The organism is Streptomyces sp. NPDC031670 (genome assembly GCF_055580545.1).
The window spans coordinates 54,815-71,617 of record NZ_JBVILC010000024.1 but is presented as its reverse complement, the minus strand read 5'-3'; the positions used below and the strand labels follow the sequence as shown (position 1 = coordinate 71,617).

Annotated in this window: 15 protein-coding genes and 1 pseudogene; 10 read left to right on the top strand and 6 right to left on the bottom strand. The window is 72.6% G+C overall.

Annotated features, from left to right (window positions below):
- Nucleotides 1-151: 151 nt before the first annotated feature.
- Nucleotides 152-1,084 (top strand): RNA polymerase sigma-70 factor, encoded by a 933-nt coding sequence (locus ACZ5ID_RS31405; RefSeq protein WP_468904723.1) that lies wholly within the window; start codon nt 152-154, stop codon nt 1,082-1,084.
- A gap of 60 nt (nt 1,085-1,144) precedes the next feature.
- Here the strand turns inward: ACZ5ID_RS31405 and ACZ5ID_RS31400 are convergent, their stop codons facing one another.
- The gene (locus ACZ5ID_RS31400; RefSeq protein WP_468904643.1) at nt 1,145-1,456 is read right to left on the bottom strand and encodes a hypothetical protein; all 312 of its coding nucleotides are present in this window, start codon (nt 1,454-1,456) and stop codon (nt 1,145-1,147) included.
- Nucleotides 1,457-1,690: 234 nt separating this feature from the next.
- Here ACZ5ID_RS31400 and ACZ5ID_RS31395 point away from each other — a divergent pair, with 234 nt between their 5' ends.
- The 3 genes from ACZ5ID_RS31395 to ACZ5ID_RS31385 all read left to right on the top strand — a co-directional run bounded on the left by ACZ5ID_RS31395 (nt 1,691) and on the right by ACZ5ID_RS31385 (nt 4,854).
- Complete coding sequence (locus ACZ5ID_RS31395) at nt 1,691-2,689, top strand: aldo/keto reductase (RefSeq protein WP_468904641.1); 999 nt, start codon at nt 1,691-1,693, stop codon at nt 2,687-2,689.
- A gap of 75 nt (nt 2,690-2,764) precedes the next feature.
- Nucleotides 2,765-3,574, top strand: a complete 810-nt coding sequence (locus tag ACZ5ID_RS31390; protein ID WP_468904638.1) for an alpha/beta fold hydrolase — start codon at nt 2,765-2,767, stop codon at nt 3,572-3,574.
- Complete coding sequence (locus ACZ5ID_RS31385) at nt 3,574-4,854, top strand: SpoIIE family protein phosphatase (RefSeq protein WP_468904636.1); 1,281 nt, start codon at nt 3,574-3,576, stop codon at nt 4,852-4,854. Before ACZ5ID_RS31390 ends, ACZ5ID_RS31385 begins: the two co-directional genes overlap by 1 nt.
- A gap of 22 nt (nt 4,855-4,876) precedes the next feature.
- Here the strand turns inward: ACZ5ID_RS31385 and ACZ5ID_RS31380 are convergent, their stop codons facing one another.
- Nucleotides 4,877-5,494, bottom strand: a complete 618-nt coding sequence (locus ACZ5ID_RS31380) for a dihydrofolate reductase family protein (protein ID WP_468904634.1) — start codon at nt 5,492-5,494, stop codon at nt 4,877-4,879.
- A 131-nt stretch (nt 5,495-5,625) separates the two neighbouring features.
- Here ACZ5ID_RS31380 and ACZ5ID_RS31375 point away from each other — a divergent pair, with 131 nt between their 5' ends.
- The 4 genes from ACZ5ID_RS31375 (at nt 5,626) to ACZ5ID_RS31360 (ending at nt 8,493) form a co-directional block, all read left to right on the top strand.
- Entirely contained in the window at nt 5,626-6,084 is a 459-nt protein-coding gene (locus ACZ5ID_RS31375) for a GNAT family N-acetyltransferase (RefSeq protein ID WP_468904631.1), read from the top strand.
- Nucleotides 6,085-6,397: 313 nt separating this feature from the next.
- Nucleotides 6,398-6,967, top strand: a complete 570-nt coding sequence (locus ACZ5ID_RS31370) for a hypothetical protein (protein ID WP_468904628.1) — start codon at nt 6,398-6,400, stop codon at nt 6,965-6,967.
- A gap of 201 nt (nt 6,968-7,168) precedes the next feature.
- On the top strand, nt 7,169-7,699 hold the full coding sequence (locus tag ACZ5ID_RS31365) for a DUF2243 domain-containing protein (protein ID WP_468904626.1): 531 nt from the start codon (nt 7,169-7,171) through the stop codon (nt 7,697-7,699).
- Complete coding sequence (locus ACZ5ID_RS31360; RefSeq protein WP_468904624.1) at nt 7,696-8,493, top strand: cytochrome c oxidase assembly protein; 798 nt, start codon at nt 7,696-7,698, stop codon at nt 8,491-8,493. The genes ACZ5ID_RS31365 and ACZ5ID_RS31360 overlap by 4 nt, the downstream gene beginning before the upstream one ends.
- Here ACZ5ID_RS31360 and ACZ5ID_RS31355 read toward each other — a convergent pair.
- A complete protein-coding gene (locus ACZ5ID_RS31355) occupies nt 8,473-9,033 on the bottom strand; it encodes a carboxylesterase family protein (protein WP_468904622.1) in 561 nt (186 codons plus the stop codon). The two genes, ACZ5ID_RS31360 and ACZ5ID_RS31355, sit on opposite strands and share 21 nt — an antisense overlap.
- Nucleotides 9,034-9,102: 69 nt before the next feature.
- Here ACZ5ID_RS31355 and ACZ5ID_RS31350 point away from each other — a divergent pair, with 69 nt between their 5' ends.
- Entirely contained in the window at nt 9,103-10,254 is a 1,152-nt protein-coding gene (locus tag ACZ5ID_RS31350; protein WP_468904720.1) for an MFS transporter, read from the top strand.
- 279 nt (nt 10,255-10,533) lie between these two features.
- Complete coding sequence (locus ACZ5ID_RS31345) at nt 10,534-11,133, top strand: cupin domain-containing protein (protein ID WP_468904620.1); 600 nt, start codon at nt 10,534-10,536, stop codon at nt 11,131-11,133.
- Between the two features lie 68 nt (nt 11,134-11,201).
- Here the strand turns inward: ACZ5ID_RS31345 and ACZ5ID_RS31340 are convergent.
- From ACZ5ID_RS31340 to ACZ5ID_RS31330, 3 genes and pseudogenes are all read right to left on the bottom strand, one after another.
- Nucleotides 11,202-11,856, bottom strand: a pseudogene (locus tag ACZ5ID_RS31340) (enolase C-terminal domain-like protein); the annotation flags it as partial.
- Nucleotides 11,857-12,133: 277 nt separating this feature from the next.
- Nucleotides 12,134-13,903 carry an NlpC/P60 family protein gene (locus ACZ5ID_RS31335; RefSeq protein ID WP_468904618.1) on the bottom strand — a complete coding sequence of 590 codons (1,770 nt, stop codon included), beginning with the start codon at nt 13,901-13,903 and terminating at the stop codon, nt 12,134-12,136.
- Between the two features lie 259 nt (nt 13,904-14,162).
- The gene (locus ACZ5ID_RS31330; RefSeq protein WP_468904616.1) at nt 14,163-16,757 is read right to left on the bottom strand and encodes an alpha-L-arabinofuranosidase C-terminal domain-containing protein; all 2,595 of its coding nucleotides are present in this window, start codon (nt 16,755-16,757) and stop codon (nt 14,163-14,165) included.
- Between the last annotated feature and the right edge of the window lie 46 nt (nt 16,758-16,803).

The following is a 16,803-nucleotide window of genomic DNA, read 5'->3' as shown; positions in this document are numbered from 1 at the left end:
GTCGTACTGACGACCAAGAGATGCCGGCGGCCCGTTCCCTGTGACGCGGCGGTGGTGTGACGAGGGCCACCGCCGAGGGCTGTCACAGAACCGGCGCGGCCGGTGTCCTGTGCGCATGGCGGCATCGAGGACGAACGGACGGGAGCGGCCGGTGGAGAGCGAGCACGAGCGGAGCGGGGACACGGTCGGCGTACCCGTGGAGGACAGGCGCGTGGACCGCGCCATCGAGGCGTTCGTCGCCCACCGCAACCTGCTGTTCACCGTCGCCTACGAGATGCTGGGCTCGGCCGCCGACGCGGAGGACGTCCTTCAGGAGACCTGGCTGCGGTGGGCGGGCGTGGAGCTCTCGGCGGTGCGGGACCCCCGTGCGTACCTGGTGCGGATCACCACCCGCCAGTCGCTGGTCCGGCTGCGTACGCTCGGCCGCCGCAAGGAGTCCTACGTCGGCACCTGGCTGCCCGAGCCGCTGCTCACCGCGCCGGACGTGGCGGAGGACATCGAGCTCGCCGACAGCGTCTCGATGGCGATGATGCTGGTGCTGGAGACGCTGACGCCGACCGAGCGGGCGGTGTTCGTGCTGCGCGAGGTGTTCGACCTCCCGTACGAGGAGATCGCCGAGGCCGTCGGCAGGAGACCGGCCGCGGTCCGTCAGATCACCCGTCGGGCACGCGCCCACGTCGCGGCGCGCCGGCCCCGCGGAACGGTGTCCCCGGCCCAGACCCGCGACGCGCTCCAGGCGTTCCAGCGAGCCGCCGCGACGGGCGATCTGCGGGGCCTGCTCGACATCCTCGCCCCGGACGTCGTCTTCATGGGCGACGGCGGCGGAGTCAGACAGGCGGTCCCGCACCCCGTCAACGGGGCCCGCAACGTGGCCGGACTGCTGGCGCGGCTCGGCAGGTTCAGCGCGCCCTCGCTGCGCCCGGCCCACGTCAACGGCTACCCGGCGCTCATACTGCGGGTCGGCGGCGAGGTCGACACGGTCGTGGCGGTCCGTATCGACGACGGCCTCATCAGCGGGCTCTACTCGGTACGCAACCCGGCGAAGCTGTCGCACATGCGACGCGAGACGACGCTGTGCCGCTGACGCCGTCCGCACCGCTACCGCGGTACGCCGCGGGAGCGGCCGGCCCCGCCTCGGCGACCGCTACCGGCCGAACCGGACGCTGAGGAAGCGCAGCTCCTTCGGGGCCTGCCGGCCGGGAGCGACCCTGATCGCCCTGCCCTTGCACTCCTTGCCGGTGAACACCGTGGCCACCGACCCCGTCCCGTTGTGGGGAGCGGTGGACCCCTGGGACATCGTGAAGCACTTGCCGTCCGGCACGTCCTGCACGTAGAACACCCGGCCCGCGCTCTGGAAGGTGAACGGCCCCTTCGAGGCGACCGCGGTTCCCGCGGAGACGGTGAGGGCCATGCCCAGCCCGACGAGAGAGACGGCGAACGGACGGATAACACGCATGATGGATCCCCTGGTGGTACACGGTGCACGACGAAGCGGAATTGCTTCACCCGCCTGGACAACGACGCCTGTCCCCGGGCGACACGAGCGGCGGACTTGGTCGGATCGTCGGACGGTGTGCGAACTCGGTCCACGGTCCGGGCCGGCGGGGCCCGCCGGACCGGCGGTTGACTTCGAGCGCACTCCAGCACCTAGCGTCCTGAACAGATCGTTTCGACTTCAGGAGGCAGCGCCATGACCACCGTTCCCGCTCTCCCCACCCGCCACCTCGGCACCCTGGCGGTCGCCGCGCAGGGCCTGGGCTGCATGGGCATGAGCCACGGCTACGGCGCCACGGACGACACCCAGTCCATCGCGACCCTGCACCACGCCCTCGACCTCGGGGTGACCCTGCTCGACACCTCCGACTTCTACGGCTCCGGGCACAACGAGGAGCTGATCGGGCGGGCCATCGCCGGGCGACCGCGGGACGAGGTGGTCCTGGCCACGAAGTTCGGTTTCGCCAACCGGCTGGGCGAGCCCATCGAGATCCGCGGCGACGCCGCCTACGTACGGCAGGCCTGCGAGGCGTCGCTGCGCAGGCTCGGCGTCGACCACATCGACCTCTACTACCAGCACCGGGTCGACCCGTCCGTACCGATCGAGGAGACCGTCGGCGCCATGGCCGAGCTGGTGCGGGAGGGCAAGGTGCGCCACCTCGGGCTCTCCGAGGCCGGTGCGGACACCATCCGGCGGGCACACGCGGTGCACCCGATCGCGGCGCTGCAGAGCGAGTGGTCGCTGTGGACCCGTGACCTGGAGGCGGAGATCGCCCCGGTCTGCCGTGAGCTCGGCATCGGCATCGTCCCGTTCTCACCGCTCGGCCGGGGTTTTCTGACCGGCCAGTACAGCTCGGTGGAGAAGCTGGACGCCAACGACGTGCGGCGCACCCAGCCGCGCTTCGCCGACGGCAACCTGGAGCGCAACCTGGCGATCGTGGCGAAGCTGAACGAGCTGGCCGGGGCGAAGGGGGTCACCGCCGGGCAGCTCGCGCTGGCCTGGATCCAGCACCGGGGCCAGGACGTGGTGCCGATCCCCGGCACCCGGCGCCGCAAGTACCTGGAGGAGAACCTCGCGGCCCTGGCGATCGAGCTGTCCCCGCAGGACCTCGCCGCCATCGAGGCCGCCGCCCCGCCGGAGCAGATCGCCGGCACCCGCTACGACGCGACCAGCCTCACCTACGTCAACAACTGAGACCGGGCCGCCGGGGTCCCCCGTCGGAACCAGCTGTTCCGGGCTCGCGAGGGGGGATCTGCGAGGATGGTCGGTATGACCGTACTCGGCAGGAATCATGTGACGGTGACCGGCCGGGCCGGGGGGCCGGTGGTCATGCTGGCGCACGGCTTCGGCTGTGACCAGAACATGTGGCGGCTGGTGGTACCCCTGCTGGAGGAACGCTTCACCGTGGTGCTCTTCGACCACGTGGGAGCGGGACGGTCCGATCTGTCCGCGTGGAGCCGGGAGCGGTACTCCTCCATGGAGGGGTACGCCCAGGACGTACTGGAGATCTGCCACGAGCTGGCCCTCGGGCCGGTGACCTTCGTGGGGCACTCGGTGAGCGCGATGATGGGCGTGCTGGCCGCCGCGTGGGAGCCGGAGGCGTTCTCCGGTCTGGTGCTGCTGGCCCCGTCGCCGTCCTTCATCGACGACCCCGAGCAGGGCTACCGGGGCGGCTTCAGCGCCGAGGACATCCAGGAGCTGCTGGAGTCGCTGGACGCGAACTATCTGGGCTGGTCGGGCGCGATAGCACCGGTGATCATGGGGAATCCCGACCGTCCGGAGCTGGGCGAGGAGCTGACCAACAGCTTCTGCCGCACCGATCCGGACATCGCCCGTGTCTTCGCCCGGGTGACGTTCCTCTCCGACAACCGCGCGGACCTCGCCAAGGTGACCGTGCCCACCCTGGTCGCCCAGTGCTCCAGCGACGCGATCGCGCCCCCGGAGGTCGGCGCCTTCGTCCGGGCGCGGATCCCCGGCAGCCGACTGGTCACGCTGAACGCGACCGGGCACTGCCCCCAGCTGGCCGCCCCCGAGGAGACAGCCGCCGCGATCGCCGCCTTCGCGGGGGCGGACCACTGATGTGCCCGGCCGGCGACGGCGGGGAGCCCGTTAGCCGGGAGCGGCCGGCCGACGACCACGCGACGTTCGCCGCCCTGCTGGAGGACAGCGCGGAGGACTTGTACGAGCATGCGCCGTGCGGGTACCTCTCCACCCTGCTGGACGGCACGATCGTCAAGGTCAACAGGACGCTGCTGGACTGGCTGGGGTACGAGCGGGGCGACCTGGTGGGTGAGCGGTCCTTCTCCGACCTGCTCACGGTGGGTGGCCGGCTCTACCACGAGACCCATTACGCTCCCCTCCTGCGTATGCAGGGTGAGATCAGCGGGATCGCGCTGGAGCTCAGGGCGGCCGACGGCAGCCGTCTGCCGGTGCTGGTGACCTCCACGGTCAAGACGGGCGGCAACGGACAGCCGCTGCTCATCCGCACCACCCTCTTCGACGCCCGCGACCGCCGCAAGTACGAGGAGGAGCTGCTGCGCGCCCGCCGGGAGGCGGAACGCGAGCGCGAGGAGCTCAAGCGCCTCAACACCACCCTCCAGCAGACCCTGCTGCCGTCGGCGCTGGCGCGGGTGCCGGGTCTGGAGGTGGCCGCGCACTACCACATCGCCTCCGCGGACCGGGTCGGCGGCGACTTCTACGACCTGTTCCCCCTCTCCGCGGGTACCTGGGGCCTGTTCCTGGGCGATGTCTGCGGGAAGGGCGCCGGCGCGGCGGCCGTCACCTCGTTGGTGCGCTACACCCTGCGCGCGGCTGCCGTCTACGACCCCGACCCGGCCGCCGTGCTCACCAACCTCAACACGGTCCTCAACCACGAGTACCACGGCGCCGACCCCAGGTTCTGCACGGTCGTCTTCGGGCTGCTCACCTTCTCGGGCGGTGCCGGGGAGGGTTTCCGTATCACCCTGGCCACCGGCGGCCATCCTCCGGCGCTGCTGATGAGCGCGGACGGCGGCGCCGAGTACGCGCACATGCCGGGCGGCCAGCTCATCGGTGTGCTGCCCCACCCCCACATCGCCACCAGGACCCTCCGCCTGTCCCCCGGCGACACCCTGCTGCTCCACACGGACGGCCTCACCGAGGCCCGTACCGCGCCCGCCGCGGAAGGCGACCGCCGCCGCGACCGCTACGGCGACGACGCCCTCCTCGCCTTCGCCGGCGCCCTGGGCCCGACGACCGCTCCCGGGGCCGTCGCCGCCGTCCGCGACCTGCTCGCCACGCTCGGCCCGGGCGTGGACGACGACACGGCGGTCCTGGCCATCAGCGTGCCGCGGCCGGAGGCCGCCCGCTCCGGCCTGTGAACTCCCGACGCGGCGGCCGGTGTCACGCCTGGTCGTCCTGGGGCAGATGCGTCTTCGCCTCCGCGTACGTGCCCTCCCCCGTCGAGGCGGCCGGTGCGTACACCAGGTGCAGCACACCCGTCCCGAACGCCTTGGACGAGAGCAGCCTCAACGGGATCGCGGACTCGCCCTCGTCGAACAGGCGCATGCCCTTGCGCACCGCCAGGGGGTGCACCAGCAGATGCAGTTCGTCGAGGAGGCCGGCCGCCAGGAGCTGGCGGACGACCGAGATCGAGCCGCTGAGCGAGATGTCGCCGCCGGGACCGTTCTTCAGGGCGGTGACGGTCTCGACGAGATCGCCCTGGAGCTGCTCGGAGTTGCGCCAGGTGAACTCCAGCTTCCGGCGCGAGGCGACGATCTTGCGGGCGTCGCCGAGCGTCTTCGCGAAGCCCGCGTCCTCGCCCCCGGCCGCCTCCCGCTCCGGCCACGCCCCGGCGAAGCTGTCGTAGGTCTTGCGGCCGAACAGGACGGTGTCGGCGGTGCCGAGCATCGCGCCGACGGCCTCGCCCATCTCGTCGTCGAAGTACGGGAAGTGCCACTGGTCCGGCGCCTCCACGACCCCGTCGAGCGAGATGAAGAGGCCAGCCGTGATCTTCCTCATGATGTTCCTCCAGAAAGGCGCCGTTGCGGTCTGCCTCATGAGACCACCGGGACTCCGGAAACTCATCGGTGGTGCGACGGTCCCCGCCCGCTGCGGCTGCCCGCCGGTGGCCGCCGGGTAGGCTCCGCCCCATGTCTGCCAGCACCTTCGTCCCGCCCGACTTCGTCGTCCCCGAGAGTCTGTCCGGTACGGGGTTCCGACTGGAGCCCCTGAACGGGCGGCACAACGAGGCCGATCACGCGGCCTGGACGTCGAGCATCGACCACATCCGCGCCACCCCCGGCTTCCAGAACCGCGACTGGCCGCCGCCCGCCGGCATGAGCCTGGAGGAGAACCTCCGCGACCTGGACAAGCACGCGGAGGACTTCGCACGGCGAACCGGCTTCACCTACTCCGTCCTCGACGACGGCGGCGAGGTCATCGGCTGCGTGTACATCTATCCGTCGAGCACGGACAGCCGGGTGGCACAGGTGAGTTCCTGGGTACGCGCCGACCGCGGCGCGCTGGACGGGCCGCTCCACGACGCGGTGGCCGCGTGGCTGTCCTCGGCGTGGCCGTTCGAGCGGTTCGACTACGCGCCGAGGACGTGACCGCGGCGGCGGAACAGCGGCCCGGCTGCCGGTGACGCCGCGTCACCCCGGTACCGGGCGCGGTGGCCTGCGCGGCGGCCCTGGTCCTCCTGCTCGCCAAGCTGTCCCGCTGGCACGCCCGGAACGGGCCCGGGAAGAACAGCACCAGGAACGTCCCGAACTCGGCCGGGCCCGGATCCCGGCGGCAGGCCGCGCGGCTGTCTCGCTCAGCGGTCGGGAACGACGACTCCAAGACAGATCGGATGACCCGGAACCGGGGAGATGAGGACCCCCTTATGGCTCTCACACAGCTCTGTTCGACATACTTCGCGCCGTGGACCAGCGAACAGATGACCAGCCGACCGCCCTCAACGCCGCCCTGAACGCCGCCGCCCTCAACCCGGCGCACATCCCCGGCCTGATGCCCGCGCCTGCCCCGGCGCCGGAAGCGCCCGCGGACCGGCGGGCCGGGACCGAGCCGGAGTCCGAGCCCGAAGACGCCGTCACCGAAGGCGTGGTGACGGACGACGCCGGGGAGGACGTGCCCGACGCAGCCGCCGCACCGGCGCCGGACGCCGAGGCCGACGATCCCGCTCCCGACCGCCCCGGTCCCGGCGCGGCCGATGACGGGCCCGTCTTCTCCGTGTCCGACCGGCGGGGCGCCATCACCGCCGACCGCTCCGGAATCCGGCTGTCCCTGGACGGTGAGGAGGCCGAGTTCGGATGGGACGAGCTGAGCGCGGTCGAGTACGCGACCTCACGCTGGACCCGCCGTTTCACGATCACCGTGCACCTGCCCCGGCCGCGCTGGTTCCGCAACGACGTCCAGGCCGACGACCGGGCGAGCCTCGACCAGTGGTCCGAGCAGCTCGAAGAAGTACTCAACGCGTACTTCGAGGAGTAGGCCCCACCCACCGGCCTGCCCGGTGCCGAGGCCCGCACCGCGCCGAGTCGCCCGCCCGAGGCCTCGGCGCGGGCGTCGTCGTACCCATGGCCTGATCCGCATGGCTGAACCGTGCGCCGCGAGCGGTGGAGCGGCGGTTGGTGCGGACGGGAAGGGTAGGAGGGGGAGAGCACGGTCCCACTCCCTGTCAGGAGGCCGCCTGTGGCTACCCATTCGACTCCGGCTCCCCGTCGCCGGCCGCCCCCGGACTACGGGACGGTCCGTCCGAAGCGCTCCGTGTGGTCGGGGGTGCTCATCGGGGTCGGGATCGCCGCGTTCGTCGACGAGACGGTGTTCCACCAGCTCCTGCACTGGCACCACTTCTACGACAAGTCCACCCCCGGCGCGGGGCTGGTCTCCGACGGCCTCTTCCACGCCTTCGGCTGGCTGGCCGTCGTCACCGGTCTGATGCTCGTGGCGGACCTGCGGCGGCACGGGGCGCTCTCCGGGGCGGGCCTGACCGGCGGAATCCTGCTGGGTGCGGGGTTCTTCCAGCTCTACGACGGGACGGTCCAGCACAAGCTGCTCAAGCTGCACCAGATCCGCTACCACGTCGACCTGGTCCCCTACGACTGGACGTGGAACGTACTGGCCGTGATCCTCCTGGCCGTGGGCGCGGTGCTGGTGCGGCGCTCCAGCACGCGTGAGGCGCCCGGGACCGAGGCGGCGGAGGGCCGGGAGCCGCGTCGGTGACGCCCACGCACGGCGAACAGGCCATGGGCGCCCCGGCGGCGTTGGCCACCGTGCTCGCCCTCGCCGCGGCGGCGGGATACCTCCTGGCCGCGCGGCGGCTGAGGCGCCGGGGTGACGCGTGGCCGTGGCCGCGGGACGCCTCCTTCACCACGGGTCAGGGAAGCCTGGTCGTGGTCGCGCTGGTGCCGCTGCCGGGCGGGGAGTTCACCGCGCACATGGTCCAGCACCTGGTCATCGGCATGGTGGCGCCGCTGCTGATGGTGCTGGGGCGTCCGGTGACCCTCGCTCTGCGGGCCCTGCCGGCCGGGCGCGCGCGGCGCGGTCTGCTGGCCGTGGTCCGCTCACGCCCGCTCGGTCCGCTGTTCCTGCCGCCGGTGGCCGCCGTGCTCGACGTGGGCGGCCTGTGGCTGCTCTACCGCACCGGTCTCTTCGCCCGCCTCCACGACCACCCGTGGCTGCACGCCGCCGTCTCCACCCATGTCCTGGCCGCCGGGCTGCTGTTCACCTTCACGCTCTGCCAACTCGACCCCGTACGCCACCGGTACGGCCTGCCGCTGCGCGCCGCCACCCTGGTGGCGGCGGCCACCGCGCATGCGGTCCTGGCCAAGACCCTCTACGGCACCTCCCCGCCCGGCACGTCCTTCCCCGGCCACGATCTGGCCCGCGCGGCGGAGGCGATGTACTACGGCGGCGACCTGGTGGAGATCGCGCTGGCCGTGGTTCTGGCCCACCGGTGGTACACCGCAGCGGGCCGGCGGCTTCCGGCCGGGTCCTCACCGCACCGGGCCCTGTGAGCCGGGAGGCTCGACCGTGGCCCAGAAAGCGCACTGGTGGGCCGTCTCGAAGTCGGTGCGGAGGGCGATCGCGTCCGGGGCCAGTGAGAGCGGCCGGTAGGGAGCCGGGGCGGTGGGCGGCCAGGTGAGGGGGCCCGGGGCGCCGGTGTCGGCGAAACGGGACCAGAACGTCGTCATGGCCTGCGCGAGCCGGGACTGGGCCGCGTCGAAGCGCTCGTCGGTGACCTCGGCTCCGCCGACGACCGGGCGGGCCTGCTGGGCGCAGGCGCCGGCGAACCGGTCCGCGTCCCGGAAGCCCGGCCACGGGGTGACCGGCCGGGGCGCCCGCCACCTCCGCTCCCCCACCGGCGACGCGGCGAACGGGATACCGAGGAAGGCACGGCCGCCGTCGGTGACCACACCGCGTACGCGTCCCGCGTCCGTGGTGACCACGGCCGGGTCGCCGGGTGCCGCGGCGCCCGCCCGGGCGGGGACCGCGACGGCGAGGCGCGCGGCTCCTGCCGGGATCTTCCTGATAGGCAGTCGCGGGTGAGCAACCACGTATCCGCGAGCGAGGCGGACGACGCCGGTCCGGGAGGCGGCGGCGCGGGACGCGACTGGCCCTTCGCCGTGGCCGCCTACGCCTTCGCCGTCGCGATGTGCGGCACGACCCTGCCCACTCCTCTGTACCGCCTGTATCAGCGGGAGTTGGGATTCTCCGCGTTCATGGTGACCGTGATCTTCGCGGTGTACGCCCTGGGTGTCATCGTGGCGCTGCTCCTGCTGGGGCAGTTGTCGGACTCCGTGGGCAGGCGCCCGGTCCTGCTGGCGGGGCTGGTGGCGTCGGCGCTGAGCGCGCTGTGCTTCCTCTTCGAGCAGGGGCTGCCGGAGCTGTTCGCGGGGCGGGTGCTGTCCGGGCTTTCGGCGGGCCTGTTCACGGGCACCGCGACCGCCGCCGTGGTGGAGCTCGCCCCCGCGCGGCGGGCCGCGTCGGCCACGCTGCTCGCCACCGCCGCCAACATGGGCGGCCTGGGCAGCGGCCCCCTGCTCGCGGGCCTGATCGCGCAGTTCGCCTCCGACCCGCTGCGCCAGGTCTTCCTGGTGGACCTGGCCCTGGTCGCCGCGGGCGTCGTCGGCGTCCTGCTGATCCCGGAGACGGTACGGGACCGGCAGGGCAGATCACGGCGGCCCCGGCGGCTGCGCGTACCCCGGTCGGTGCGCCCCGCCTTCGTTCCGGCGGCCATGGCCGGCTTCGCCGGGTTCGCCACCATGGGGCTGTTCACCTCGGTGGCACCGAGCTTCCTGAGCGAGGTGGTGGGAGTGAGCGAACCGGCGGTTTCCGGCACGGTGGTCTTCAGCGTCTTCGCCGCCTCCACGGCCGGTCAGCTCCTGATGGGGCGGGTCGGGGTGCGCCGGGCGCTGCCGTGGGGCTGCGTGGTCCTGGTGGCCGGCATGGCGCTGATCGCCTCCGCGCTGCTCGCGGCCTCCCTGCCCCTGCTGGTGGCGGGAGCGCTCACGGCCGGCGCGGGCCAGGGGCTTTCGTTCCGGGCCGGGGTCACCGAGGTGGGCGAGCACAGCCCGCCCGAACGGCGAGCCGAGATCACCTCCGCGCTGTTCGTCGTGCTGTACGTGGCGATCTCGATCCCCGTGGTCGGGGTGGGGGCCATGGCCGTCGCCCTGGGCCTGCGGCCTGCGGGGCTGGTCTTCACCGGGTGCGTCGCGCTGCTGGCGGCGGCCACGGCGGTGTACCTGTGGGTGCGGCCGGTGCGGCGGGAGGCCTGAGAAAGGCGTCCGCTCGTGTCCACGGGGGTGCGGTGGCCGGGCCGGACGTCAGGCGCGCGCGTATCCCGCGCGCGGACGCGGTCCTCGGTAAACACTTCGGCAAGGGTGACGGCGTTGCGCGATCCGACGAGGGGGCGGGCGTCCCGGCCGGCCACGGGAGAGTGCGGAGCAGGGAGCCGCAGCCGCGTTCGACTGCGGACGGGCGCCCGCAGACGAACAGACCCGTTGTGGGGTAGATCAGAACTCAAGCCATCATCAAGCGGAAAGAGAAGCCCTCATATGACGCACATCGTCCTCCCCGGCCAACGCCCCGAAGGCCGCCGCGGGTTCGAGATCGTCCTTTCCAGCAAGATGACCGGCCAAGCGGCCTCCTGGGTGGAGACCCGCCAGGGCCCGGCCTGGTCGGGCCCTCCGCTGCACACCCACGCCGAGTCGACGGAGACCTACTACGTCGTCTCCGGCACCCTCCTGGTCCAGGTCGACGACGAGGTCGTCGAGCTGCGTCCGCGCGCGCTCGCCCACATCACCAGCGGCGCGCGCCACACCTGGGCCACGCCGCCCGGTGAGGGCTGCCACTTCCTGACCCTGCACATGCCGGGCGGTTACGAGGACTACCACCCCACCGCGCTCCAGGCCGAGAAGGACAACGGCGGTCCCCTCACCCAGGAGGACCTTTTCAAGATCGCCGCGCGTTTCGACTGGCGCCCCGCGGGGGACACACCGATGCGTCTGACCCCCGACGGCCGTCTCGTGCCCGCCTCCCAGGCCGACGACGAGGCCGCGCGTCTGCGCGCCGAATGGCTGGCCGCCCAGGGCGAGAGCGCCGAGATCACCCCCATCCACGACCCCGGCTTCTACGTCACCAACCAGCCCGCGTAGCAGCGGCAGATGACCGCTCCGGGCGGGGGCGCGCATCCGCCGTGCCGTATCGCGTCCCTGACCATGCGTCAGGCGACGCGGTACCTCTCCGCCTGCTTCTCCCGCAACGTCAGCCCGAGGCCCGGGGCGCCGCTCCCGCCGGGGCGGATCGCTCCCGCGTCCGGGTCGAGCGCGCCCTCGAAGAACAGGGACTCGATACGGACGTGGTCGTGGAACCATTCGAGGTGCCGCAGGTTCGGCACGGCCGCCGCAGGACACCGGCTCCACGAACCAGGTCACGCCCAGCGCGTGGAGGTGCTCGGCCATGCGGACGGCCTGTTTGGCGGTGTAGCCGCCGTTGGCGTCCACGTACAACCCCGCGCCGTCGCCGATGGCGGCGCGCGCCAGGGACACCCGAGCACGGTCGCGTTCCTCGGCGCGCCCCCACGACTCACCGATCTTGATCTTGACGCGGGGGATGGCCTGCTCGTGCACCCGGCCGCGCAGCTGACGTTCCTGGGTGGCCTCGTCGTACGTGGTGAAGCCGCCGCTGCCGTAGACGGGAACCTCGCCGCGGGCCGCGCCGAGCAGGCGCACCAGGGGCACGCCGAGGACGCGGGCCTTGAGGTCCCACTGGGCGATGTCGACGGCCGACACGGCGCCGGCGACCAGCCCCGGGCGGCCCGCGTTGCGGACGGCGCGGTTCATCGCCTCGTTCGCGGCCGGCACGTCCCACACCGGCCGGTCATTCCCGGGGCCTCGCACCGGGCGGGGATGACTGCGGCCCGGATATCGGGGTATTCACCTTCCGGACAGGGGTGAACCCGAGGGGCCGGTGGTCCGGCCCGGTTCAGGTGGTGATGGCGATGCGACAGACAGTGATCAGGCGGCCGAGGCCGCCCGCCCCCCGGCCGCCCCTGGACCTGCGCACCCCCAGCGGACGACCGCTCCCGTACTGACAGCACCCGGACGCCCGGGCCGTGCTCCGAGCACGGTCCGGGCGTCCTGTCCCGCTCCCGCGTCAGACGCGGTGGACGGTGTGCAGCTTCTTGGCGTACGTGCCCGTGCCGTCCAGCAGCGAGGCACCGCCCAGATCCGCCATGGTGGGGCCGTTGTTCGTCTTGCGGCTGGAGACGAAGCGGCGCTGGCCGGCGGCGTCCAGTCCCAGGTAGATACCGACGTGGTCGATGGTGATGGTGGGGTTGTCGTCGCCGGAGTCGGCGTTGAACAGCACCAGGTCGCCGGGCTGGAGCAGCGCCGCCGCGGGCGGGTTGGTCCCGTCGGTCCGGTCGATGCGCGCTCCGGGCGCGTAGTCCACCATGTCCCGTGACTTGCGCGGCAGACGGGTGCGGGAGGTGTCCTGCCCCGCCGCCATCGGTACGCCCATGTGGTAGCCGTACACCATGCGCGTGAAGCCGGAGCAGTCCAGGTTGCCGACCTGCTTGCTGGACGGGCCGGTGTAGGTGCCGTCGGGGAAGGTCCAGCCGGTGTTCATGTACTCGTGGAAGTCGGCGCCCTCGTAGCGGAAGCCCTGCGGGTCCAGATAGCCGTATCCCGCCTCGCCCAGGACCTGCTTGTCCTTGGCGGGCCCGGAACCGCTGGTGACCGCGGGCCCGTCGGCGAGGAACATCGCCGCGTACGCCAGGACGTCCGGAGCCGTGGAGCCGGCCCAGGCCCGGACGGTCTTCTCCAGCTCCGGCGTCCAGGTCCCGTCGAAGGGCTCGGGCAGCACCCGCACCCAGTCGCCGTGCGTGACGCTCGGCGGCGCGGCCCAGGTCGACTGGTCCACCTGGAAGCGCTTCACGGAGAGCTTGACCGGCAGGTTGGTGCAGCCGTCGTTGGCCAGGGCGCGCAGCCCGACCCGGCCCTTGCGGGCGAAGGTGTCGTCGCTGAGGTCGACGTTCCAGGCCGCCGGCTCCGTCGAGGCCGTACGCCAGGCCTTGACCTGGATTCGGGTGCCCTCGCGGCGCACCCGTATCGTCCAGTCGGTGCCGGCGGCCACGCCCGTGGCGAGGGTGAGCGCGCTGGAGCCGGCGAGCAGGTCGACCTTGTCGGCGACCTCCTTCTCCACGCGCAGCTCGACCGCGCCGCTGGTCAGGAAGGACAGCCGGGCCCGGCAGTTGTTGCTGGTGTCCTGGTAGCCGAAGGACAGGGCGTACGAGCAGGCCTGGCCGGTGGGCACCTTGTCGAAGTGCGCCACGGACCGCGCGTCGAAGTCCGTGATCTCGCCGTCGCGAAGGGTGACATGGCGGCTGGCGTAGTCGGTGGTCAGGCTGATGACACCGGCTCCCGGCACGACCGAGTAGTCGGTGACGGCGGGTCCCAGCGTCGACCAGCTGCCGCCGCCCGGGGAGGTGCCCCAGTACACGCGGTCGGCCTCGGGCAGCGAGAGGTCCGGCAGGGTGCGCCCGAAGTCGTCCACGAAGGACTTCTTGTTCTCCGTGAACGTACGCGACGGACCCGGCAGGACGACGGTACGGGCGCCGTGCGTCAGCAGGGCGACCCGCTTGCCGCCGGAGGTGACCTCGGTACGCGCCGGGGTGCCCGCGAGGACCGCGGTGGTGAGAGGGGTGTTCAGGGTCAGCTGGCTGAAGTAGGACGCGTCCAGCGGCGCCAGCGTGACCGAGGAGCGCGGCGAGGCGAGCCCGGCGGGCGCCGCGAGGGAGCCAGTGGCGGCGGAACCGGTGGAGACAGCGGCGCGCGCCGGAGCGGCGGCGAGACCACCGAGCGGAACGGTGGCGGCCGAGGCCGCGAAGATACCGAGCAGGCTGCGCCTGGAAGTGTGGGACATGCGCGTCATCATGAGGCAGCGGTGGGTGACCGGTGCCACCGGGTCCCCCGGGCGTCCGATGTGCACGACTCGCCGGTTTGCGCCCCGCCTCAGGGCGACACCTCGGGACAACCGGGGCATGTCGTCCCGATCGCGGTGAGTCGTCCCGATCACGGCCGGGGGCCGACGGACCGGGCGGTCAGGCTCCACGCGCCCGACCGCCCCCGGCCGCGCCGGTGACGCCTGCCCTCAACCACCCGGCGCCGTCGCCCGGCCCCGTTCAGGCCGTCCGCACCTCCAGGACCGTGACCGAGTACGGGGCGAAGGTCGCCGTGAAAGCCGGCGAGAGGCCCCTGACGGACCGGGTGTGCGGGACCACCGCCTCCGGGTCCGTGAGGGTGTTGGTGGCCTTCCTGTCCGCCCCGGCCAGGACCGTGACCGTACCCGTCGGCGCCGTACGGGCGATCCCCTTGAGGGAGACGGCCGTCCTGCGGGCCGTGCCGCCCGTGTTGACGACCGCCAGGTAGACGCGGCGGGTGGCGGGGTCATGGGTGGTGACGACGTTGAGGCCGGGCAGCGCGCGCACCTCGGTGGGCAGCACCACCGTGCCCCGGTGGGTGCGCAGCATCTGCTGGGCGTAGTAACTGGGCGAGTTGTAACTGGTCAGACCGGAGTAGGCGATGAGGTTGGTGGCCCAGGTGTTGTCGTTGACATGGCTGAACAGCGGGGCGTAGGACTCCATGAGGACCTGGTCGGAGTTGCGGATGAGGCCGACCACCCATGACGCGTCGCCGAGTGCCGCGTCGAGGTCGGGGGTGGGGCGGCCCTCCTGTGCGGCCCACTCCCCGACGAACACCTTGGGTCCGCCGCGGTCCCGGCCGTCGTATTTGTGGGAGCCCGCCTGGAAGGCGGACGGCGACTGGTAGTAGTGCTCGTCGATGAGGTCGTACGGCCGCGAGGCGACCGGCGTCGTGGCGATCAGCTTCAGCTTCGGGTACCGGGCCCTGATCGCGTCGTGGAAGGCCGCGTAGCGCTCCTCGTACGAGCCCGACCTGTCGAACCAGTCCTCGTTGCCGATCTCCACATGGGTCAGCGGGAAGGGCGCGGGGTGCCCGTCGGCGGCGCGTCTGCGGCCCCAGGTGGAGGTGACGGGTCCGGTGATGTACTCGATCTGGTCGAGGGCGTCCTGCACGAACGGCTTCAGGGCGTCACCGGTGACGTGCGCGCCCTGCAGGGAGTATCCGGCGTATACGCACAGCAGCGGGGCGCAGCCCAGGTCCTCGGTCATCTGGAGGTACTCGGGCAGGCCCAGACCGTCGGTGGACCAGTACCCCCAGGCGGAGTTGCGGTGGCCGGGCCGCTGCTCGACGGGGCCGATGGTCTTCTTCCAGTCGAACCGGTCGGCGATGACGTTGCCTTCGAGGTAGTTGCCGCCGGGGAAGCGCAGGAAGGCGGGCCGCAGGGCGGCGAGTTTCTCCATCAGATCCACGCGCAGACCGTTGCTCCGGCCCTTGTACGTCGGCGGGAAGAGGGAGACCTGGCTCAGCCAGAGCGTGCCGGCGGCCGGGGCGGTGACGACCAGGCGGGCGTCGAGGGTGGTGGGGGCGCCGGGCCCGGTGCGCAGGATCAGCTCGTGCTTGCGCCATGAGCCGGTGAGTGCCCCCGTGGTCGCGGTGGCGTGGACTTTGCCGTCCGTGCCGACGATCGAGACCGTCAGCCTGCCGGTGACGTCGGGGGACTTCGCGTGGAGGGAAGCGCGGTAGGTGGTGGAGGGGCGGACCGGTATGCCCCAGAATCCCTCGTTGGCGACACCGTCCCCGGCCGCGCTCGTGGTGACGCGCAGCGACTGGGTCAGAGCTTGGTTGAGCGGCTGGGCGGGGTCGACGGCGAAGGTGGCGGCGCCGACGGTGGACCAGTGCAGTGGTGTGGCCGCCGCCATGAAGCTGCGGTTGTTGACGAGTTCGGCGTAGAGGCCGCCCTCGCCGCTGTGGTTGATGTCCTCGAAGAAGATCCCGCCGAGGTCCGGGCTGACCACGGGGCCGGGACGGGTCGTGTCCACGGTCAGCAGCGGTCGGGTGGAGTCCACCGGCACGCCCGCGAGGGCCGCCGCCTGTTCGGTGGTGAGCGCGGTGTCGAAGACCTGGACGTCGTCGATGAGGGCGTGCGCCTGGTCGACCTGGGCGCCGCCGAAGAGGCCGCGGCCGACGGCGGTGGCACCGGTGGCGCGCCAACTGCCGGTGTAGGGGACCTCGCCCTCCAGGACCCCGTTGACGTACAGCCGCACGACTCCCGCCGCCCTGTCGTCGACCCCGAGGAGGTGGTACCAGACGCCGGTGGCGGGGGCGAAGGAGGCACCGGCCACGGCGGCGGCGCCGTTCCCGGAGGTGGCGTCGGAGGGCAGCCGGGTGAGGGCGAACGCGCCGGTGTCGTCGCGCAGTTGCAGGAAGAAGCCGCTGACCTGGGAGCCGTCGACGGAGACGAAGGTCTGGTATCCGGTGGTGGCGGTGAGGCGGACCCAGGCGGAGACGCTGAAGCTCTTCGTGGTGTCCACGACGGGACCGGGGGCGGTGGCGTTTCCGTCCGCCGAGAGGTCGAGGGCGGACGCACCCGACTTCGCCGCGCCCCAGCGCGCGGGCCCGTTGAGGGTGAGGGCGCGTCCGCCGGCGCTGTCGGCCGCGGTGGTGCCGGCCGCCTCGTCGAAGGCCCAGTGGGCGACCGGGGCGGGGAGCGCGTCGGCCGCCCGGGCCGGGGAGGCCGCGAACACCGGGCCGACCGCCCCGGCCAGCGGCAGGACGCCGAGGGCGGTGACCAGGGTTCTGCGGCTGGGTCCGGACTCGGGTCGTTCCGCCGGTCCGGCGGGGGTGCTTGAGGTCATGCTGAACTCCTCATCTCTCCATGTGGGTTCGAGATTTCGGACAGTG